This is a genomic window from Persicobacter psychrovividus, from assembly GCF_036492425.1.
Lineage (GTDB): Bacteria > Bacteroidota > Bacteroidia > Cytophagales > Cyclobacteriaceae > Persicobacter > Persicobacter psychrovividus.
Genome location: NZ_AP025292.1, coordinates 1,966,832 through 1,982,616, shown reverse-complemented (window position 1 = coordinate 1,982,616; position 15,785 = coordinate 1,966,832). Strand labels below are relative to the sequence as shown.

Annotated in this window: 14 protein-coding genes; 5 read left to right on the top strand and 9 right to left on the bottom strand. The window is 44.5% G+C overall.

Annotated features, from left to right (window positions below; genetic code table 11):
* Positions 1-8 precede the first annotated feature (8 nt).
* Positions 9-2,345, top strand: a complete 2,337-nt coding sequence (locus tag AABK40_RS08500; RefSeq protein ID WP_332919090.1) for an OmpA family protein — start codon at positions 9-11, stop codon at positions 2,343-2,345.
* 61 nt (positions 2,346-2,406) lie between these two features.
* Here AABK40_RS08500 and AABK40_RS08495 read toward each other — a convergent pair whose 3' ends face one another.
* The 4 genes from AABK40_RS08495 to AABK40_RS08480 all read right to left on the bottom strand — a co-directional run bounded on the left by AABK40_RS08495 (position 2,407) and on the right by AABK40_RS08480 (position 8,271).
* A complete protein-coding gene (locus tag AABK40_RS08495) occupies positions 2,407-4,350 on the bottom strand; it encodes a BamA/TamA family outer membrane protein (RefSeq protein WP_338396760.1) in 1,944 nt (647 codons plus the stop codon).
* Positions 4,351-4,613: 263 nt separating this feature from the next.
* The gene (locus AABK40_RS08490; RefSeq protein WP_332919092.1) at positions 4,614-5,666 is read right to left on the bottom strand and encodes an NAD(P)H-dependent glycerol-3-phosphate dehydrogenase; all 1,053 of its coding nucleotides are present in this window, start codon (positions 5,664-5,666) and stop codon (positions 4,614-4,616) included.
* 23 nt (positions 5,667-5,689) lie between these two features.
* Positions 5,690-7,399 carry a 1-acyl-sn-glycerol-3-phosphate acyltransferase gene (locus AABK40_RS08485; protein ID WP_332919093.1) on the bottom strand — a complete coding sequence of 570 codons (1,710 nt, stop codon included), beginning with the start codon at positions 7,397-7,399 and terminating at the stop codon, positions 5,690-5,692.
* Between the two features lie 176 nt (positions 7,400-7,575).
* Positions 7,576-8,271, bottom strand: a complete 696-nt coding sequence (locus AABK40_RS08480; protein ID WP_338396759.1) for a hypothetical protein — start codon at positions 8,269-8,271, stop codon at positions 7,576-7,578.
* 100 nt (positions 8,272-8,371) lie between these two features.
* Between AABK40_RS08480 and AABK40_RS08475 the strand changes: the two genes are divergently transcribed.
* Positions 8,372-9,712: a sodium:solute symporter family protein gene (locus AABK40_RS08475; protein ID WP_338396758.1), complete on the top strand. Its 1,341-nt coding sequence runs from the start codon at positions 8,372-8,374 to the stop codon at positions 9,710-9,712.
* Here AABK40_RS08475 and AABK40_RS08470 read toward each other — a convergent pair.
* Genes AABK40_RS08470 through AABK40_RS08460 form a run of 3 tightly spaced genes read right to left on the bottom strand, consistent with a single transcriptional unit; the run spans position 9,677 to position 12,567 of the window.
* Positions 9,677-10,942, bottom strand: a complete 1,266-nt coding sequence (locus AABK40_RS08470; RefSeq protein WP_338396757.1) for a twitch domain-containing radical SAM protein — start codon at positions 10,940-10,942, stop codon at positions 9,677-9,679. The two genes, AABK40_RS08475 and AABK40_RS08470, sit on opposite strands and share 36 nt — an antisense overlap.
* On the bottom strand, positions 10,929-12,152 hold the full coding sequence (locus AABK40_RS08465; RefSeq protein WP_338396756.1) for a chorismate-binding protein: 1,224 nt from the start codon (positions 12,150-12,152) through the stop codon (positions 10,929-10,931). Before AABK40_RS08465 ends, AABK40_RS08470 begins: the two co-directional genes overlap by 14 nt.
* A 34-nt stretch (positions 12,153-12,186) precedes the next feature.
* Positions 12,187-12,567, bottom strand: coding sequence for a hotdog fold thioesterase (locus AABK40_RS08460; protein WP_332919098.1), 381 nt, complete (start codon positions 12,565-12,567; stop codon positions 12,187-12,189).
* Between the two features lie 134 nt (positions 12,568-12,701).
* Here AABK40_RS08460 and AABK40_RS08455 point away from each other — a divergent pair, with 134 nt between their 5' ends.
* Positions 12,702-13,325 (top strand): histidine phosphatase family protein, encoded by a 624-nt coding sequence (locus AABK40_RS08455; RefSeq protein ID WP_338396755.1) that lies wholly within the window; start codon positions 12,702-12,704, stop codon positions 13,323-13,325.
* Positions 13,326-13,366: 41 nt separating this feature from the next.
* On the opposite strand, the gene AABK40_RS08450 is transcribed toward AABK40_RS08455, so the two are convergent.
* Positions 13,367-14,074, bottom strand: a complete 708-nt coding sequence (locus AABK40_RS08450) for a 16S rRNA (uracil(1498)-N(3))-methyltransferase (RefSeq protein ID WP_338396754.1) — start codon at positions 14,072-14,074, stop codon at positions 13,367-13,369.
* Between the two features lie 178 nt (positions 14,075-14,252).
* Positions 14,253-14,513 carry an acyl-CoA-binding protein gene (locus tag AABK40_RS08445; protein ID WP_332919101.1) on the bottom strand — a complete coding sequence of 87 codons (261 nt, stop codon included), beginning with the start codon at positions 14,511-14,513 and terminating at the stop codon, positions 14,253-14,255.
* A 201-nt stretch (positions 14,514-14,714) separates the two neighbouring features.
* Here AABK40_RS08445 and AABK40_RS08440 point away from each other — a divergent pair, with 201 nt between their 5' ends.
* Both AABK40_RS08440 and rpe read left to right on the top strand, forming a co-directional pair.
* Complete coding sequence (locus tag AABK40_RS08440) at positions 14,715-14,969, top strand: hypothetical protein (protein WP_332919102.1); 255 nt, start codon at positions 14,715-14,717, stop codon at positions 14,967-14,969.
* Positions 14,970-15,123: 154 nt separating this feature from the next.
* Positions 15,124-15,774, top strand: coding sequence for a ribulose-phosphate 3-epimerase (gene rpe, locus AABK40_RS08435; RefSeq protein ID WP_332919103.1), 651 nt, complete (start codon positions 15,124-15,126; stop codon positions 15,772-15,774).
* The last annotated feature ends 11 nt before the right edge of the window (positions 15,775-15,785 follow it).

Below are 15,785 nucleotides of genomic sequence, written 5' to 3'. Positions count from 1 at the left end.
TACTCAATATGCATCAACCTAAATGTTTTTTGGTATTGCTATTGGCATGGATAGCAATGTCGCTGAATGTTCATGCACAATCAGTGAGCTCTTTGGAGTCCAAAGCGGAAAAGCTCTATCGTACACGTCAATATACCGAGGCCATCAATTTCTTTGAGCAAGCCATTGAAAAGGGGGCGCAAAACCCTAAAACTTTTTATGGACTTGGAATGAGTTATGCTTCGTCGGATAACGTCAATGAGCGGATCAAAGGAATTCCGGCATTGTCAAAAGCACTGACGCTAAACGCCGATCAGTTCCCCCGTTGGGCTTATCTTGATTTGGCTAAACTCTATCATCTTAACGAACAAATTGCGGAAGCACAAACAGCCTTCAGTGCTTATAAAAAGCGCATGGATGTGCGGGATCCTAAGGTGAGAGAAGAAGCGAAGGCTTTCGAAAAAGCGCTGAAAAACGCAAAGAAATTTATCGGTAAGGCACGGAAAATTGAGGTGCATGATTTTGGTTTCGAGGTGAATAGTGAATTTACGGAATACAATCCTGTTGTTTCTGCTGACGAATCTATTATGGCTTATACCGTGCTGCACCCGGATGCTAAAAAACGCACGATGGTGGAGAGCATCATGATGACCACCAAGGATGGTTTAGGCAATTGGAAAGCGCCCGAAGCAGTGAAGATCGAAACCAATGCCCGGTTTAATGTTGGTACTGCGGGTATCTCTCCGGATGGCGAACAGATGCTGATTTATATGGGAGGGTCATCGAATACAGGGGATATTTATGAAGTGATGCGAACGAATGACGGCTGGACCAAGCCAAAATCGCTTTCGGTAGTTAATACCCCTACCTTTCACGAAACCACCCTGTCGGTAACTTCTGATGGCAAATCGATGTATTTTGCAAGTAATCGCCCAGGTGGCTACGGCGGGATGGACATCTGGCGTGTGGATAAGGATACTAATGGAAAGTGGGGACGCCCTAAAAATCTCGGACCGAAAATTAATAGTGCCGCTGATGAGGATGCGCCATTTATTCACCCTGATAATATCACCCTGTTTTTTACTTCCAATGGACATGAGACCATGGGAGGAAATGATATCTTCAGATCAGTACTTCGAGGAACAGAATGGACCCGTCCGGAAAATATGGGTTATCCGATCAACACACCTGCCGACGACAGCTATTTTACTTTAATTGCCGATGGCTCAAAAGGCTATTTCTCTTCCAACCGCAAAGGAGGAAAGGGGCTTCAGGATATTTATTATTTCAATATGCCAGAGCAGGAAGCCAATATTCCACTGACGATGATGAAAGGAAAAATTGTTGATCAGGATGGTAACCCGATTAAAACATCGATCAAAATGGTCAATAAAAAGACGAAAGAGTCGGTGGATTTTGTTTATGATCCCAACCCAAACACCGGGAACTTTTTGATTATTTTGCCTCCCGGACAGAATTATGATATGATCATTGAGTCTGAGGATTTTATGCCTTACACAATTAATGTCAATATCCCTAACCAGACGTATTTTTATGAACTTTACCAAATGATTCAACTGAAGGCCATCAAGCAATTTGGGGTAACAGTAGGGCAGGAAGTCAGTGTGAAGAATAAATTTTACGATGTGGAGCAAAAGACCAAATCAGTCATAAACTCGAAGTTGTTCAAAGAATCCCAACTGGTACAGAACGACAGCCTTGATATGTATGATATGATGGATATGATCGTGGCTTCTGAAGACAGCGTGGCCATGGATTATCTCCTTGATTTGGCCTTTAAGGTGAAGCCGATTGATCTGGTGAATTTTGAAGCTGAGGATGAGCAAATGGATGTTGCCAAGCGCATTTACTATTATGACGAATCAGATTTGGATCACCTGGAAAAGAAAGTGGTCGATGGGCAAGAGATTTTTACTTTGCCTACGCTCTCTGTAACAGAGGAGGCGGCGAAATACCGTGCAAATAAACAAGCGCCAAAAGTATTGGAGTCAAGGTTTGATAAACAACTTTTGAGTAAGAAATTTCAGGTGTTCTTCGCGCCAAACTCCTCAAAAATGGATCAAAAATATATTGCTGAACTGAAGTTGCTTTTGGAGCAACTGAATAAGCATAAAGACCTCGGGATTGAAATTGCGGGCCATGCCTCACAAGACGGTGATCAGGCCCTCAATGAAAAGCTGTCCAATGAACGAGCGATCGAGGTGCTGAATTATTTTAACCATCGTGGGCTTGTGCGCCGACGAATTAAGGCCAAAGGCTACGGAGCCGTTAAAGATGAGCAGGTGAGTAAAGAAAAAGCCCGAAGGGTGGACATCAGACTGGTTGATTTGACGATGTACCAATAGATTTCGGCAAATAAAAGCATACAAAAAAAGGAGTGTAACGAATGGTTACACTCCTTTTTTGTTACTGGATAAATCGCTCATTAAAACGAACGATGGATGGTTTTTCTACACGGTAATCTCGGAAGGGTTCGGAGATTCGGTTGTCCATATGTAGATTGAAGTTCGGCAATCCGGCAGGAGTTTTAGGGTAATAGACCAATCTTATTTGCAGGGTTTTAAAGGTGAAATGGTCATTCCTCATCCTGATTCCCGCACCAAAAGCGCCGTAAAAATCCCCTTTGAATGGTTGTGAGTTCTGTTGCGAAATCACCGCCATATCTGCAAAGGCATAAAAGGCCATCCGGAACCCGAAAGGCTGGAAATTGGTGTATTTGATCGTTTCAAGCTTAATGATAAATTGCTCCTGTTCGCCGACAGTGTTGGTTCTAAAGCCTCTGAGTTCTTCATCATTAAGGATCAGCTGATCATCCGGACGACGGTTAAGGCCCGAAACATATTCTACTGTCAGGAACTGTCGCATTCTCAGCCCGTCTTTATTGATCAGCTTGGAGAAGAACTGAGTCCCCATTCTTAATACCCCTTCATTATAATACTGAGGGCCGAAGTATTGACCGAGTTCAAAATTCCAGCGTAGGTAGCCCAGTTTTTTAAACGGGCGACCATGGGCATATTTGAAGCCCAAATAATGCCGGTGATTAAACTCGCCAAATTCTTTTCCGCCAATCACCTCAATGCTCATCCCGAAGGGAATATCCTCATTTCGACCAAATTCATAAAGGAATTTATCGGTATAATAATTTCGGTTGGAATAACCAAAATTGAAGAAGATAGCATCCTGATTATGGAAGCCGAAATTCAGGGTGTCATTAACTTCAGGGCGCATGAAATACTGAATTTGTGCATAACGGGCACCTGCAATGAGTCGTTTTCTATCCGTGGGGTTCCGGCAGGGAAACCGAAAAGCTTTGGAGACCCAATAATCATGGCTTACAAAATTATAATCAATATTTTCAAAGGCTTCTTTCGATTTGACATAAATATTGGCATTATGCCTTTGATACTCAAGGCTTGTTCCACCGGCATAATTGTTTTCGGGTGTAACATAGCCCCGATAGGCATTGAAAGCCAGGCGGTCCTGGGTGAAAGTTTTTCTGAAATCAAGGTTCACGTCAATAAATGATCGACGAATGTTCTGTATCGCCATAGCTGCACTGTACCCCCAGTGGCCTCGCTGAATGGCCTCGGTATCGCTGGTGGCCTCCCGAAATTCCTGTTCAAGATAAACGGTGTTCCGTAGCCTGATTCCCGTACCAAGCATATTACGGTGCCCCAATGTGAAATTCCCACGGTCGAAGCCCTGTGGGTTCAGCCCGACTTCCAGTGGCATAATATCCTGCGTAACGACGACCAGATGTACTTGCGTACTGTCCATAGGGTCGGGTTTCATCATGAATCGTGCATCACGGATATAAGATAAACTCCGCAGAATCCGTTCATTATCAGCAATAACTTCTTTGTCCACCTGGTCTCCCTCCTGAACAATTAGGTTGGTTTTGATATTCCAGTTTACCGTATTGATGTGCGATTTATTATAGGTTTTTATCCATTTATCGGTAGCGATTTTGGTGGTGTCATCCACATCCTCCATAAATACGCCCACCTTTTTGATGGTGATTTTGGAAATGGTTTTTCCTTCGTATTCACTAAATCGCTCGGTGGATTGCTTATCTGATACAATTTTTTTTGCCGCAGGAATGGTGATGAAAGCATCCATGATCCCTTTTCCAATCCAGGATTTGCTCCAGTTGTTTTTGAGCTTGAGGTAAAAGTTACGGTTAACCTCTTCGGGTTTCATAACTTCGGATTTTGGGATATGATAATACTGCTTTGAGGTGCTGTCTGGAGCGATGGAAAATTGATCAGTAGGAGGATAGGTATGATGCCCCATCCCAGATTGGGCAAGTGCAAGGTTTTGGATCCCCGGAAGCACACTGAAAAATGCCAACAAAATACTTGTTAGCAACAGGGTGCGGAGTGGTGATTTTTGGTAAAGGTGATCCAATAAATATCTTAATTTTGTCCAACAACAATAACGTTTTCTTGTAGGTGATTGTTAGTGGCACTTAAAAAATGCTTAAATCAAGATATAAAATTAGAGGAATTAATGATCAAGTAGCACTTATTTATTTCAATGCCAAACGAAAAAAATAAGCGGAAAGGTTTAAAAAAAGCCAAACGTGGGTTGTTTGGCTTTTTTTGTTAGATGAATTAGAGGAAGTCAATATCGTTATGAAAAGGGATTTTCATCAGTTTTCGAAGGGCGAGCTCAACGGTCTCATCTTCATAAAGTACACGATAGATACTTTCCGTAATTGGGGCACGAACACCGTAGTGTTCACAAAGTTTTTTTACAATCCGGACGGTTTTTACTCCTTCAGCGACCTCGTCCATGGTCTCCATAATTTCTTTCAGGCTTTCGCCTTTTGATAAACGATAACCTACCGTGTAGTTACGGCTCAGCTTACTCGTACAGGTCGTTACTAAATCGCCTACACCGGCCACGCCCAAAAAGGCCTCGGTATTACCTCCGAGCATTTTCCCCAAATAGATAAACTCCACCAACCCACGGCTGATGAGCAGGCCTCGGGCATTTTCGCCAAAGCCTAAACCAGATATGGCACCTGAAGCAATCGCCAGGATATTTTTCAGAATACCCGCAAGCTCAATACCAATTAATTCTTTGGAACCAAAAACCTGAAACCGTTCGGAACGCAACAACCTTTGTCCTTCCTGAATGACCTCATCGAAATAGCTGGCCACCACAGTAGCGGCAGGGTATTTTTCTGAGAGCTCTTTGGCCAGGTTGGGGCCCGCAAGGCAACCTGTTCTAACGACTACAGACTCTTCCTGAATCACCTCGCTCATTGTTTTAACATTGGCGCGGGTTACCGCCTGTTTGGCTTCGGTATCTTCAAGAATATGCGTTGGCAAATCAAGCCCTTTGGTGCCATGAATCAGGATGTGATATGGGCGCAGAAAGGGTGAAAGGTTTCGCATCATCTCCCGGAAATTGACGGAAGGGACCACCGGGAAGATAATGTCGCAGGTATTGGCAATCTGCTCATAGCTGTTGATCGCCGTGATGCGGTCTGAAATTGTTTGGTTGTTGTAAAATCGGTCCTGATTAATGGTGTTCGCCACTTTTTCTTTACGGGTGAAAACCAGTACATCGGAATTCTCCGCCAGTAAATTGGCTACTGCGAGACCGAAACTACCAGATCCTATTACGCCAACGGGCTTGCTGTTATTCGTTTTGCTCATAATTGTTTCGCTAATCAGTAGAATTACGCTTTGACTAATTTCTCCAAGCCATAACCGTCAAGTCGGTTATGATAGTAGAAAAGTAAGTTCATGTCTTCGGTCGTGATGGTTTTACCATCTTTAGCCATGATCAGCGGTCGTTTTGTATGGTACATACCCACATTGTTTATGCCCGACTGAATCATTTTTTCAATATCGAAATCCTTGTTCTCCAAATGATTGGCAATACTGATCTCTCCACGGTCGCGCATGGCAATAATTTCTGAGCGAAGACGGATAAAATTCTCCTTGAAGTGATCATAATCAAGGATCAGTTCTTCCACAGGCAAACGCAACAGATTGAAGAAGTCAACCCTTGGGTGGCGTTTTTTCAGTATCTGATAAGCAATAAAAGCACAAAGGTTGCTGCCCATTGCACAGTTATTTTTATAGTAGGCTTCCGAGATCTTTTTGCCGAGCATTTTTGTGTATTGGTGCTCACGCTGCGCATCAATATTGATGGCGCCATCTTTCAGGAAGTAGTCGCGGATATCCACCTTGTTTCCTTTAGCGTCGAGGCTTATGCCCTGATCATCTACCTGGTTGCCGACAACATCCATCGGGTCGCCCAAAGAAACAGAAATGCTGGAGCCTTTGGTGAAAAATTTGATCAAGAATTTCAGAATCTTATAAGAGTTTGAATACTGATCGTTCTCCACATAATAACGTTCCTGACCTTTCATTTTCAAATACTGGTCAATCAGTTCGGGGGCTTCAAGCACAAAATTGTAGTTGATAACCAACGGCACAATAAAGACCTTGCGATCTTTGTTGTCGCCTTCCTCGGTGAAGTTTACCCGTTGGGCTTCCAAAGCGGTGCTGAGCAAGCCAAGCTTGAGTTTGTCTTCCATTTTTCCCGACCGCGAGCGGGTTCCTCCTGGGAAAAAGAGGCTGTGTGCCCCGTATCGGATCGCCTGCGACGAATAGGTCTTCAGCGTTTCCAAATACATATGATTCTTCTTGCGGCGATCAACCTTATAGGCACCAAGACTGTCCATGAAATAGGCGAAAATCTTGATGTTGAACAAGTTCAGTCCTGCGCCATAGATAAAAGGAGGCAGGCCCAACCTGTTGATCACATAGCCGAGCAGTACGGAATCCAGATTCGAGAAGTGGGTAGGAACGAGGATGATTGTTCCATTTTTAGCAAGTTCACGGATTTTTTCGCTGTTGCCTTTTATTTTGATCTTGTCGCCAAGAGAGTAATCGTTTCGGAAAATGCCGCTGAATTTGTGCAGTTTTGCCGCATTAAGCAGGCGGGTAAGTCCGAAGGTAATGACGGTACGTGCCAGGCGGTAATGGGAAGTTTTGAAGTTCCCGGCGATTTCTTCCGCATACCGCTCGACAATTTTGCGTACCATGATACGCAATTGGCCGATTTTTTCTTCTTCGGCAATTGGTTTTGTGGAGATCTTTGCCAACTCAGAACGCAGGCTATTCCAAAATCGGCGGTCGTCCTCAGGGTCAACATCCCAGGGGTTTTGCTTTACACGTAGCCTTTCTTTAAAGACGGTCGTTTCCAACTCCTCAATAATTGCGGCACTTGATTTACTCTTTTTAAGAAGTCGTTCGATACTTTCTTCAGCTACCGACTGTACAAACTCCTTTCGATTTCGGGCCAATTTTACAACTGGCCACCGAGATAAATCCTCCTCAATCGGTTGGTAATCAGATTTTATTTGGCTATTTGCCATTGACTTCAAGGGTAATATTTACAAACAGACAAGCTGTTGATTCATTCAAAAACTTAGATGGATACCGACTACAATTGGTCGTAACCCACAATTCAATCAAGTTACAAAATTACTTAATTTTTCTTTATTTGAGTGAAAAGTGTATTCAATTTTGATTTTATCTTCTTCGGGCGTGATTAAAAGCCTGTTTTATTGATGGTTTGGCAATGTGTTAAGGGGAACACACCTTGCCCAAAAAGCTGTAATTGCTGGTTATTGTCATCAATAATAAAGGTGATTTGTTCGTCAAATCCAGTGTAATTGAGCTTCAGCAGGATGCTTTCAGGCGCAGAGGGGTGTGGTGGCCGAAAGTGCAGGGGGGACTGTGGCGGCAGCATAATGGCCTGTTCTTGCTGTGCCTGTGCCCAAAATTGAATGGGGTATTCGAGGAAGACGGTTTTTTTCTTCAACGGCTCGACATGCCTGTTGGTCCAGGGGATGAACTTTTTGAGTGCATGATGTGGCGTGCTGAGGGGGAACCTGCGCTCATAATTTTCCCCATTGATGATGAGCATCGGCTGTCCCACCCATCCATAATAGAAGACCAGAATTCCTGCGGTCATAATCATCAGGGCGGTAATGCCACCGCCAAGATTGTGGGTCATGTAGGCCACGGTGGTCAGAGGAATAAGGATGCTTCCGACAAACACCCAGCCCATTTTTTTTCGCACTTCTACCGAGAGGCTTTTCAGGCTGTTGAGCGGGAAGGAGTAACTTTTGCTTTTGACAAACACCCAAATAGCGACGGCCGACAGGTACACTTTATCTGCTGCCGCATCATCGGCATTCAGGGGGCATTCGGCGATTAAAAACTCTTTTGATTGTGAATCCATATGATCTTTGGCACTGTAAGCAGTCAAATTAGCCTTAAATGTCACTATTTTTGTTTTATTTTACGCCTTTGAGCAGATATTTTAAGAGAAAAAGAGATTAATGTTAACGATTGTTCTGGGGGCGTACATGGTCCTCCTATTGTTGGTTGCCTGGCGGTCAGCAAAGAAAATTACCGAGCCAAAGGATTTTTTTGTGGCAGGAGGAGCCGGAAAGGCTTTTAATGTGACCGGCAGTTTGCTGGCCACGGTATTGGGGAGCTCCGCCATTATAGGAACCATGGAGCTTACGCAGCGACAGGGCTGGTCGGCAGCTTGGTTGTTGCTTTGTGGTGCCCTGGGCTTGGCTGTTTTGTACCCTTTTGCAGGACGGATCAAGCAAATGGGGAAGCTTACTTTGCCACAGATGATTGGGGACTTTTATGGAAGCGGTGCCGAGCGCCTTTCCAGCGGTTTGATTGCCCTGGCCTGGCTGGGGATTGTGGCCGCTCAGATTATTGGAGCTTCCAAAATTCTTTCGGTATGGATGAACTGGCCTGTTTTGCCTACTCAGGTAGGGGCGACGGCGCTTATTTTTGGCTATACCGCTTTGGGTGGGCAATGGTCAGTCTTAAAAACAGATATTTGGCAAGGGCTTTTGATCTGGTCCATGTTAATCATGACCGCTGTTATGTGGGGGAACCGCCCTGCTGCCGCGCCGCTGCCCGATATTTCTGCATCTTTTCCTTTTGATGCTCATTTTTCACCTCTTGATCTGCTGTTATTACTGCTCACCTATGCGAGTACTTTTGTGGTGGGGCCAGATATTTATTCGCGGATTTTCTGTGCTGAAAATGAAAAGGTCGCCAGGAAGTCGGTTTTAGCGTCGGCATTACTGATCCTGCCTTTGGCATTTATCATTCCCTATCTGGGAATGCACGCCGCGGCCCTCTATCCGGAGGCGGCCCATGTTTTTGATGCTTTTGTGCTTGCGGCCAAGCATCATCTGCCCGTTTGGCTTAGCCTGGGGCTGATTTTGGCCTTGCTGTCTGCAGTGCTTTCCTCTGCGGATACCACCTTGCTAACCGCCGCCCTGGTGGTTCAGCAAATCAGAAAAGGGAAGCATGAGCCAAGGATCAGAAGTACCCGTTGGTGGATGCTGATATTTTCCCTGCTGAGCTTTATCATTGCCTGGAAAATTAACTCTGTGATCGGCACTTTACTGCTCGGATTGTCGGTGTATGCCGGTGCTTTTGTGCTGCCGCTTGCTTTCGGTATTGCGGGTTTTCGTGCCTCGTCGAACTGGGTGAAAGCTGGAATGGTGATCGGCGGAGTGGTTGGTGGATTTGGGAAATATGTGCAAAGTTTTTGGCCACAGGGAAGTCCCTATGTGATCATTTCAGCATTTGCCCTTAACTTCCTTTGTCTGCTAATCGGCTGGCATGAGCACCGAAAGTTCCGGTAGTTCATCGGCCCACGACTCCTTTCTAAGCTGATCGAGTTGTATTATTTCTTGCTGAAAAGCGGGTAGGTATGACGATAGATCTGCCTGTTTCATGAAAGCGATGACGCCCTCGTAAGCTTCTTTTGTACTATTATTGAGGACACTGTCTGATCGATCCAAAAATGTCCTGATTTGTGTTTCTACCTGACGCTTCTGCTCGGCAGGTAAAGTTTGAATACTGAACAGGTCAGGTCGTTGGAGAATATTCAAATGCCAGGCGTTCGGCGAGATCCACCCCTGATCGATCGCCTGCTGATGATCAGCGGTCAGTCGGAAAATATTGAGCAGACTGACAGTCGGTTCGAAACGAAGTACGGCATTTGGCAGCAGTGTTTTGATCGTTTGGATGTTTTCCATGAATTTAGACCAGCGGAGGTCTTTGCGGATATATTCACCGGCGGCCCCAAAGGCATCGATGCTAATGCCCAGCGCTAAATGATCAAATTGCTGCCATAGGGGGATAATATTGCGCCCTTTGTATTGGAGGGTCGAAAGGTTGGTATTGTACCGAAGCAGGGTATTGAATTTTTTCATGGCAATCAGCTGATCCAATATTTGCCAGTGTTCCTCCATCATGAGTGGTTCGCCTCCGGCAAAATAAAATTCTTCAACGCCAGGGAGGGTTTCTGCAATATAATCGGCGCAGGAAATTTTTTCGAAAGCTGAAATTTTTGCCTGAGGAGCGGCAGTTCTGCCCAGTAACTCCGCTTCTTTGAACCATTTGGAACTATTGCCATGATAGCAGGTTCGGCAACGTAAATTACACTGATTTGAAGTCCGCAGGTCGTAAAATAGCGGGGTGCCACCTTTTAAAGTGCCTTTTTCATCGGTGTTTTGAAGGAGTTCAGGCAGCTGCCCGGCGTATCTTTCAATCGTATCCTGACGAATGCTTTTTCCGCCCGCCGCTTCAATTTGATAGCAGGACTGGCAACGCTTTTCTTTTTTATCCTCGAGCATTCGCAGCCGAAAAGCACGAATGGGGCGCCCATTAAAAATGGCTGTTGGCGATTGTTCGTTCACCCGCCCGTAATGCAGGAAATTTGAACAGCATGGTGTTACCTTTCCATCGGTGTAAACATGCAGGTGAACCCAGGGCATTGGACAAAATGCCTGGGTGTTTTTTAGAACAGCACTTTGTTCTTCAGTGCTTTCAGCGGTACATAATTGTTGCCGAAGATTAGTTTGACTCACGTGGTGTTTGAATAATTTTGCCAACCGTATTACACTTCAGCTCTGTTTCTGTCCATTCTTTTTCTGGGGAAGAATCTGCCGTAACGCCTGCACCGGCGTATAGAATCGCGTGGTCACCCAGTATTTGCATACATCTTAAATTTACGAAAGCATAAGATTCTCCCTCGGCATTAATAGGCCCAAGGTAACCAGCGAAAAATGCGCGGTCGTATTTTTCTTCCGCTTTCAAGAATTGCTCACTCGCCTCCAAAGGCATGCCGCAAACGGCGGAGGTGGGATGCAAGAGGCGCAGCATAACATTGCCCAGATCGGGGAAGCTGATCGTCTTGGTGTCGATCTCAAAAGTGGTTTTCAGATGAATAAGGTTGCCTGCCTTCACGGTTTTTGGTCCCTTTTCAATAAACTCCCGAATTCTTAGTTTTTTCAGGATATTAATAATATACCTGCTCACCAGTGCCTGTTCCTCGATTTCCTTTTGGCGCCAGGCAACATTCTTCAGGTCGCCATCTTCAGGGAAAGGCTGTGTACCTGCCAATGCCACGGTATGAAAAACCGACTGCTGATCCATATGCATCAGGATTTCGGGCGTAGCACCAATCCAGCTGCCAACGTCAGGAATCGAAACGAAGGACACAAAAGCATTGGGGTACTCGGTAGCCATTTGCTTGAGGTTTTCCACCAGCTGAAATTGCGCCAGCGAAACTGCTTTTGTCCGTGAGGGTACAAATTTCAAAAAGTGCCCATTTTCTATTTGCTCAATGCCTTCATTAACCAGGCGAATAAATTCCGCTCTCGGCGTAATGGCCGGGTCGCTGTTTTCTGTCGGCTGATGATAGCGAAACGGAGGTGTTTCTGCGGTGTTTTGTAAGTACTGATTCAGCGCATCACGCTGCGGATAATACTCCTCAGCATTACAAGAAGCTTCGTTTTCGCCGCTTTTCAGCATCAGGTGGGCAGTCAGGTAAAAGGCATCTCTGGGCTCCTGATTATCAAAAGGGCTGAAGATAAACCCCGTGGGGAGCTGCTCAATTTCTTCCTGGCAACGCATAGGCTTGCCACTGATGTCGATCATCAGCTGAAAACAGGCAGATTCTGGCAGGCGGTAACAGGCAATGCCATAGCCCTCGTTCAATGCCCAGGCTATGGCATTTTCGAAGGTGCTGATATTAATATTGACTTCCGTTGTGGATTTGCAAAGGTTTTTATTCATGTAAGCAATAACCAATAGTTTAAGGCATTCTGTTTTATTTTCTGTCAATCACCGCAACCGTCAGACGATGGATACTCACAAGCCGCTCTTGCTCGTCAGTAATTTTTATTTCCCACACCTGGGTGGTACGTCCAATATGAATTGCCTTAGCTGTCCCAAAAACCATACCTTCCCGAACACCACGGATATGATTTGCATTAATGTCAAGCCCAACACAGTGTTGCTTGTTGAAGTCCACACATAAATAAGCGGCCATTGAACCCAGGGATTCTGCAAAAGCCACCGCCGCACCCCCATGTAATAAACCCATCGGTTGTAGCACTTTTGGCCCTACGGGCATGCTGCCCCTGAGGAAGTCTTCTCCTATTTCAGTATATTGTATGCCAAAAGTTTCCATGAGGGTCCCTTGGTTCATTTGATTTAAAGTTTCAAGGTTTAGGTTATTTCGAAACATCCGTATTAGTTTTGTGGTCTAAATCGCAGTGAAAAGGTAAATATAATATTTCCTCCCTCGTGGTATAGCAATAACAGAAAGAAAATAGCCAATTTATGAACAGCAAAAGACTTTACATCATTCGTCATGGGCAAACCGACCTCAATAAGCAGGGAATTGTGCAGGGAAGCGGTGTGGATTCTTCCCTGAATGATTTGGGAAGGAAGCAAGCGGATGCATTTTATCAGAAGTATAAGAATCACCCTTTTGATAAGGTTTATACTTCTGCACTCAAGCGCACCAAAGAAACGGTCGCTCAGTTTACCGCTGCGGGTTTCCCGACGGAAGCGCATGCGGGGCTGAATGAAATTTCCTGGGGAGTGTGCGAAGGGAAAACACCTTCTGATGAACAAAAAGCCAAATATAAAAATTTGCTTAATGCTTGGGCTTCGGGCGATTTAACGCCTTATTATGAAGGTGGCGAGACTTTGCAGGAAGTGGCAGATCGGCAACAGGAGGCGATGAAAAAGATTCTTTCCGAAGCAGATACCAAAGAGGTGCTGATCGCCATGCATGGGCGGGCGATTCGGATTCTGCTGGGCTGGTTTGTAAATGACAGCCTGACGAATATGGACAAATTCACGCATTCCAACCTGACCCTTTATGTGGTTGACTGGGAAGAGGGGAGTGGTGCAAAAATTCAGGTTTTTGATGATCGGTCCCACCTGGAGGGGCTATAAACAAAAAGCGAATGGAAAGAGCTCTTTTCCATTCGCTTTTTTTATTGATTGATTAAATTGGCAATCGTGGTGGCCATCAGTGCGGCGGTTTCTGTGCGCAATACACTCGGGCCAAGACTGACCGGCTGAAAGCCATGCTTAAAGGCTAATTCAATTTCATCTGGTGCAAAATCCCCTTCAGGGCCAATCAGGATCTGGTATTTTTTTCCAGCAGTCAGGGCGTTTTTTAAATGCGACTCATGTCCTTTGTCAACATAGGCAATAAATTTTTCCGCTTGCTCATCGGTATGGTCCGACATCCATTTTTTGAACGATTCCGCTTCCTTAATATAAGGTAAAGTGGCTTTTTTGGATTGTTTCATCGCTGAAACCGCCTTTTTGATCAGTCGGTCGGTTTTCAGGATTTTTCGTTCTGAATGCTTGCAGATCACAAAACTCAGCTGATGTAAACCAATTTCCGTTGCCTTTTCAACAAACCATTCCAGGCGATCCAGGTTTTTGGTTGGCGCCACGATAATTTCAAGATGGAAATCATTGAGGAAGGTAAGCTCTTTTTGATCAAGAATTTTGAAAGCGACTTTTTTGTGGTTCGCATCGGTGATCTCCACCTTGAACATATAGCCCTTTCCGTCGGTCAGGTGGAAAGTGTCGCCCACTTTCATCCTTAACACTTTGATACAGTGCTTCGATTCTTCTATCTCCAGGAAATGTGCGCCCGATCGAATTTCAGGCTGGTAAAATAGTGCCACATTATTACGATTTGATTTCCCGCAAAAATAAAAAAAAATACCCCGAAACCAATCGGCGTATTTTCTGATGCCCTGCAATTTAGCGGATTGCAGGATTCGTATTTTTAATAATTTTATGTATATTATAAATATAGTTATAGTTCAGCGCGGGTCGGCCGATCAAACTGTTTGCAGGTGGTTAGCCTTTGAGTTTTTCAACCAAAGCAACATACTGTTCCATGGCTTTTTCCTGTGCCAATCCTTCAAGTTGTTGCCAGGCTTTATGTTTGGCTGCTGCTTTAAAATCAAAACCACTTGGTGGCGTTTGCTGATTGTCGCCTTCGGTGCCCTGTTTGTAAAGGGCGTAAAGTTGTAATAAATCTTGATTTGATGGTCGCTCTTTAAGTTGCTGTGATGCGGAAATTGCGTCCTGAAAAGACGCTTTTAGTGCTTGACTCATGTTGGGCTGTTATTTTTAGTTTAATGAATATACCAAATTTTTGCCGCTTCAAAACGGCTTTGAGCCAATAAAATGTTCCCAATATGGGAAAAGTAATTTTTTTTCGGGACGAGACTATCCCATTTCGTCATTAATATACTTTGTTTCAGCCCTCAAGTTGGCCTGCTTGTCGTTTGGCATCATATTTATAATTATAAAGGCATGATGCTATTATATTATTTCAATCAATTGTCTTTTAAGGTTAAGTACCAATACACAAAAGAGTTTGGTCGCTTGATCGCCTATCGTGATGAGGAAAAACAAAAAGTGAACCTATATTATGTAGGTCAGTTTTTTGTTGAAGTATGGTACGATCCAGAATCTAACCTGCTCACCGATATCAAATCTTTTAAAAACCCAGACTTGCTAAGTCCATATTTGGGAGATATTAATATCTCTTCAGTATTTGTCAATTGATCAGCCCAATTGCCCTCCTGCTGCTGCAGAACAGTGGCGAAAAAGGGTGTATTTAGTTGAATCGAGGAAAAGAAAGTCGGATTTAAAGGATTTGGTGGATAAACAACGATCGGTTTGTTGGGAAATCGTTTAAGCTTTTATTTATCTTTACAATATGAGTACAATCGTATCCCCTTCCTTATTGGCTGCTGATTTCGCAAATTTGCAGCAAGACGTAGAGTTAGTTAATGAAAGTGCAGCCGAGTGGGTGCATATTGATATTATGGACGGCGTGTTCGTTCCCAATATTTCGTTTGGTATTCCAGTGTGTCATGCTATTAACAGGCATGCCAAGGTAATACAGGATGTTCACTTGATGATCGAAAATCCTGGCCGCTATGTGGAGGATTTCCGCAAAGCAGGAGCAGATTATATCACTGTGCATTATGAGGCGTGTCGCCATTTGCATCGGGATATTCAGTTAATTCACAGTACTGGGGCGAAAGCGGGTGTGGCCTTGAATCCACATACGCCAGTAGAGGTGCTCACAGAGGTGATTGCTGATTTGGATCTTGTGTTACTGATGTCCGTAAACCCAGGTTTTGGTGGGCAGAAGTTGATTCCTGGAATTTATGATAAAGTGAAACGGTTGAAGGCTTTGATTGAAAAATCGGGCAGTAAAGCTTTGATCGAGGTTGATGGCGGCGTGAATGCGGAGTCCGCTCCCAAGCTCGTTGAAGCAGGAGTTGATGCTTTGGTAGCAGGTAGCTACGTTTTTGGTTCTGATGATCCTAAAGAGACAATAGCATCATTGAGTCAACTTTAGTATTAAAATTA

Excerpts from the sequence above, each read along its gene's own strand:
- rpe (WP_332919103.1), top strand. The coding sequence starts at position 15,124 with ATGAGTACAATCGTATCCCCTTCCTTATTGGCTGCTGATTTCGCAAAT.
- AABK40_RS08445 (WP_332919101.1), bottom strand. The coding sequence starts at position 14,513 with ATGAGTCAAGCACTAAAAGCGTCTTTTCAGGACGCAATTTCCGCATCA.
- AABK40_RS08460 (WP_332919098.1), bottom strand. The coding sequence starts at position 12,567 with ATGAACCAAGGGACCCTCATGGAAACTTTTGGCATACAATATACTGAA.
- AABK40_RS08500 (WP_332919090.1), top strand. The coding sequence starts at position 9 with ATGCATCAACCTAAATGTTTTTTGGTATTGCTATTGGCATGGATAGCA.
- AABK40_RS08455 (WP_338396755.1), top strand. The coding sequence starts at position 12,702 with ATGAACAGCAAAAGACTTTACATCATTCGTCATGGGCAAACCGACCTC.
- AABK40_RS08490 (WP_332919092.1), bottom strand. The coding sequence starts at position 5,666 with ATGAGCAAAACGAATAACAGCAAGCCCGTTGGCGTAATAGGATCTGGT.
- AABK40_RS08485 (WP_332919093.1), bottom strand. The coding sequence starts at position 7,399 with ATGGCAAATAGCCAAATAAAATCTGATTACCAACCGATTGAGGAGGAT.
- AABK40_RS08475 (WP_338396758.1), top strand. The coding sequence starts at position 8,372 with ATGTTAACGATTGTTCTGGGGGCGTACATGGTCCTCCTATTGTTGGTT.
- AABK40_RS08440 (WP_332919102.1), top strand. The coding sequence starts at position 14,715 with ATGATGCTATTATATTATTTCAATCAATTGTCTTTTAAGGTTAAGTAC.
- AABK40_RS08480 (WP_338396759.1), bottom strand. The coding sequence starts at position 8,271 with ATGGATTCACAATCAAAAGAGTTTTTAATCGCCGAATGCCCCCTGAAT.
- AABK40_RS08465 (WP_338396756.1), bottom strand. The coding sequence starts at position 12,152 with ATGAATAAAAACCTTTGCAAATCCACAACGGAAGTCAATATTAATATC.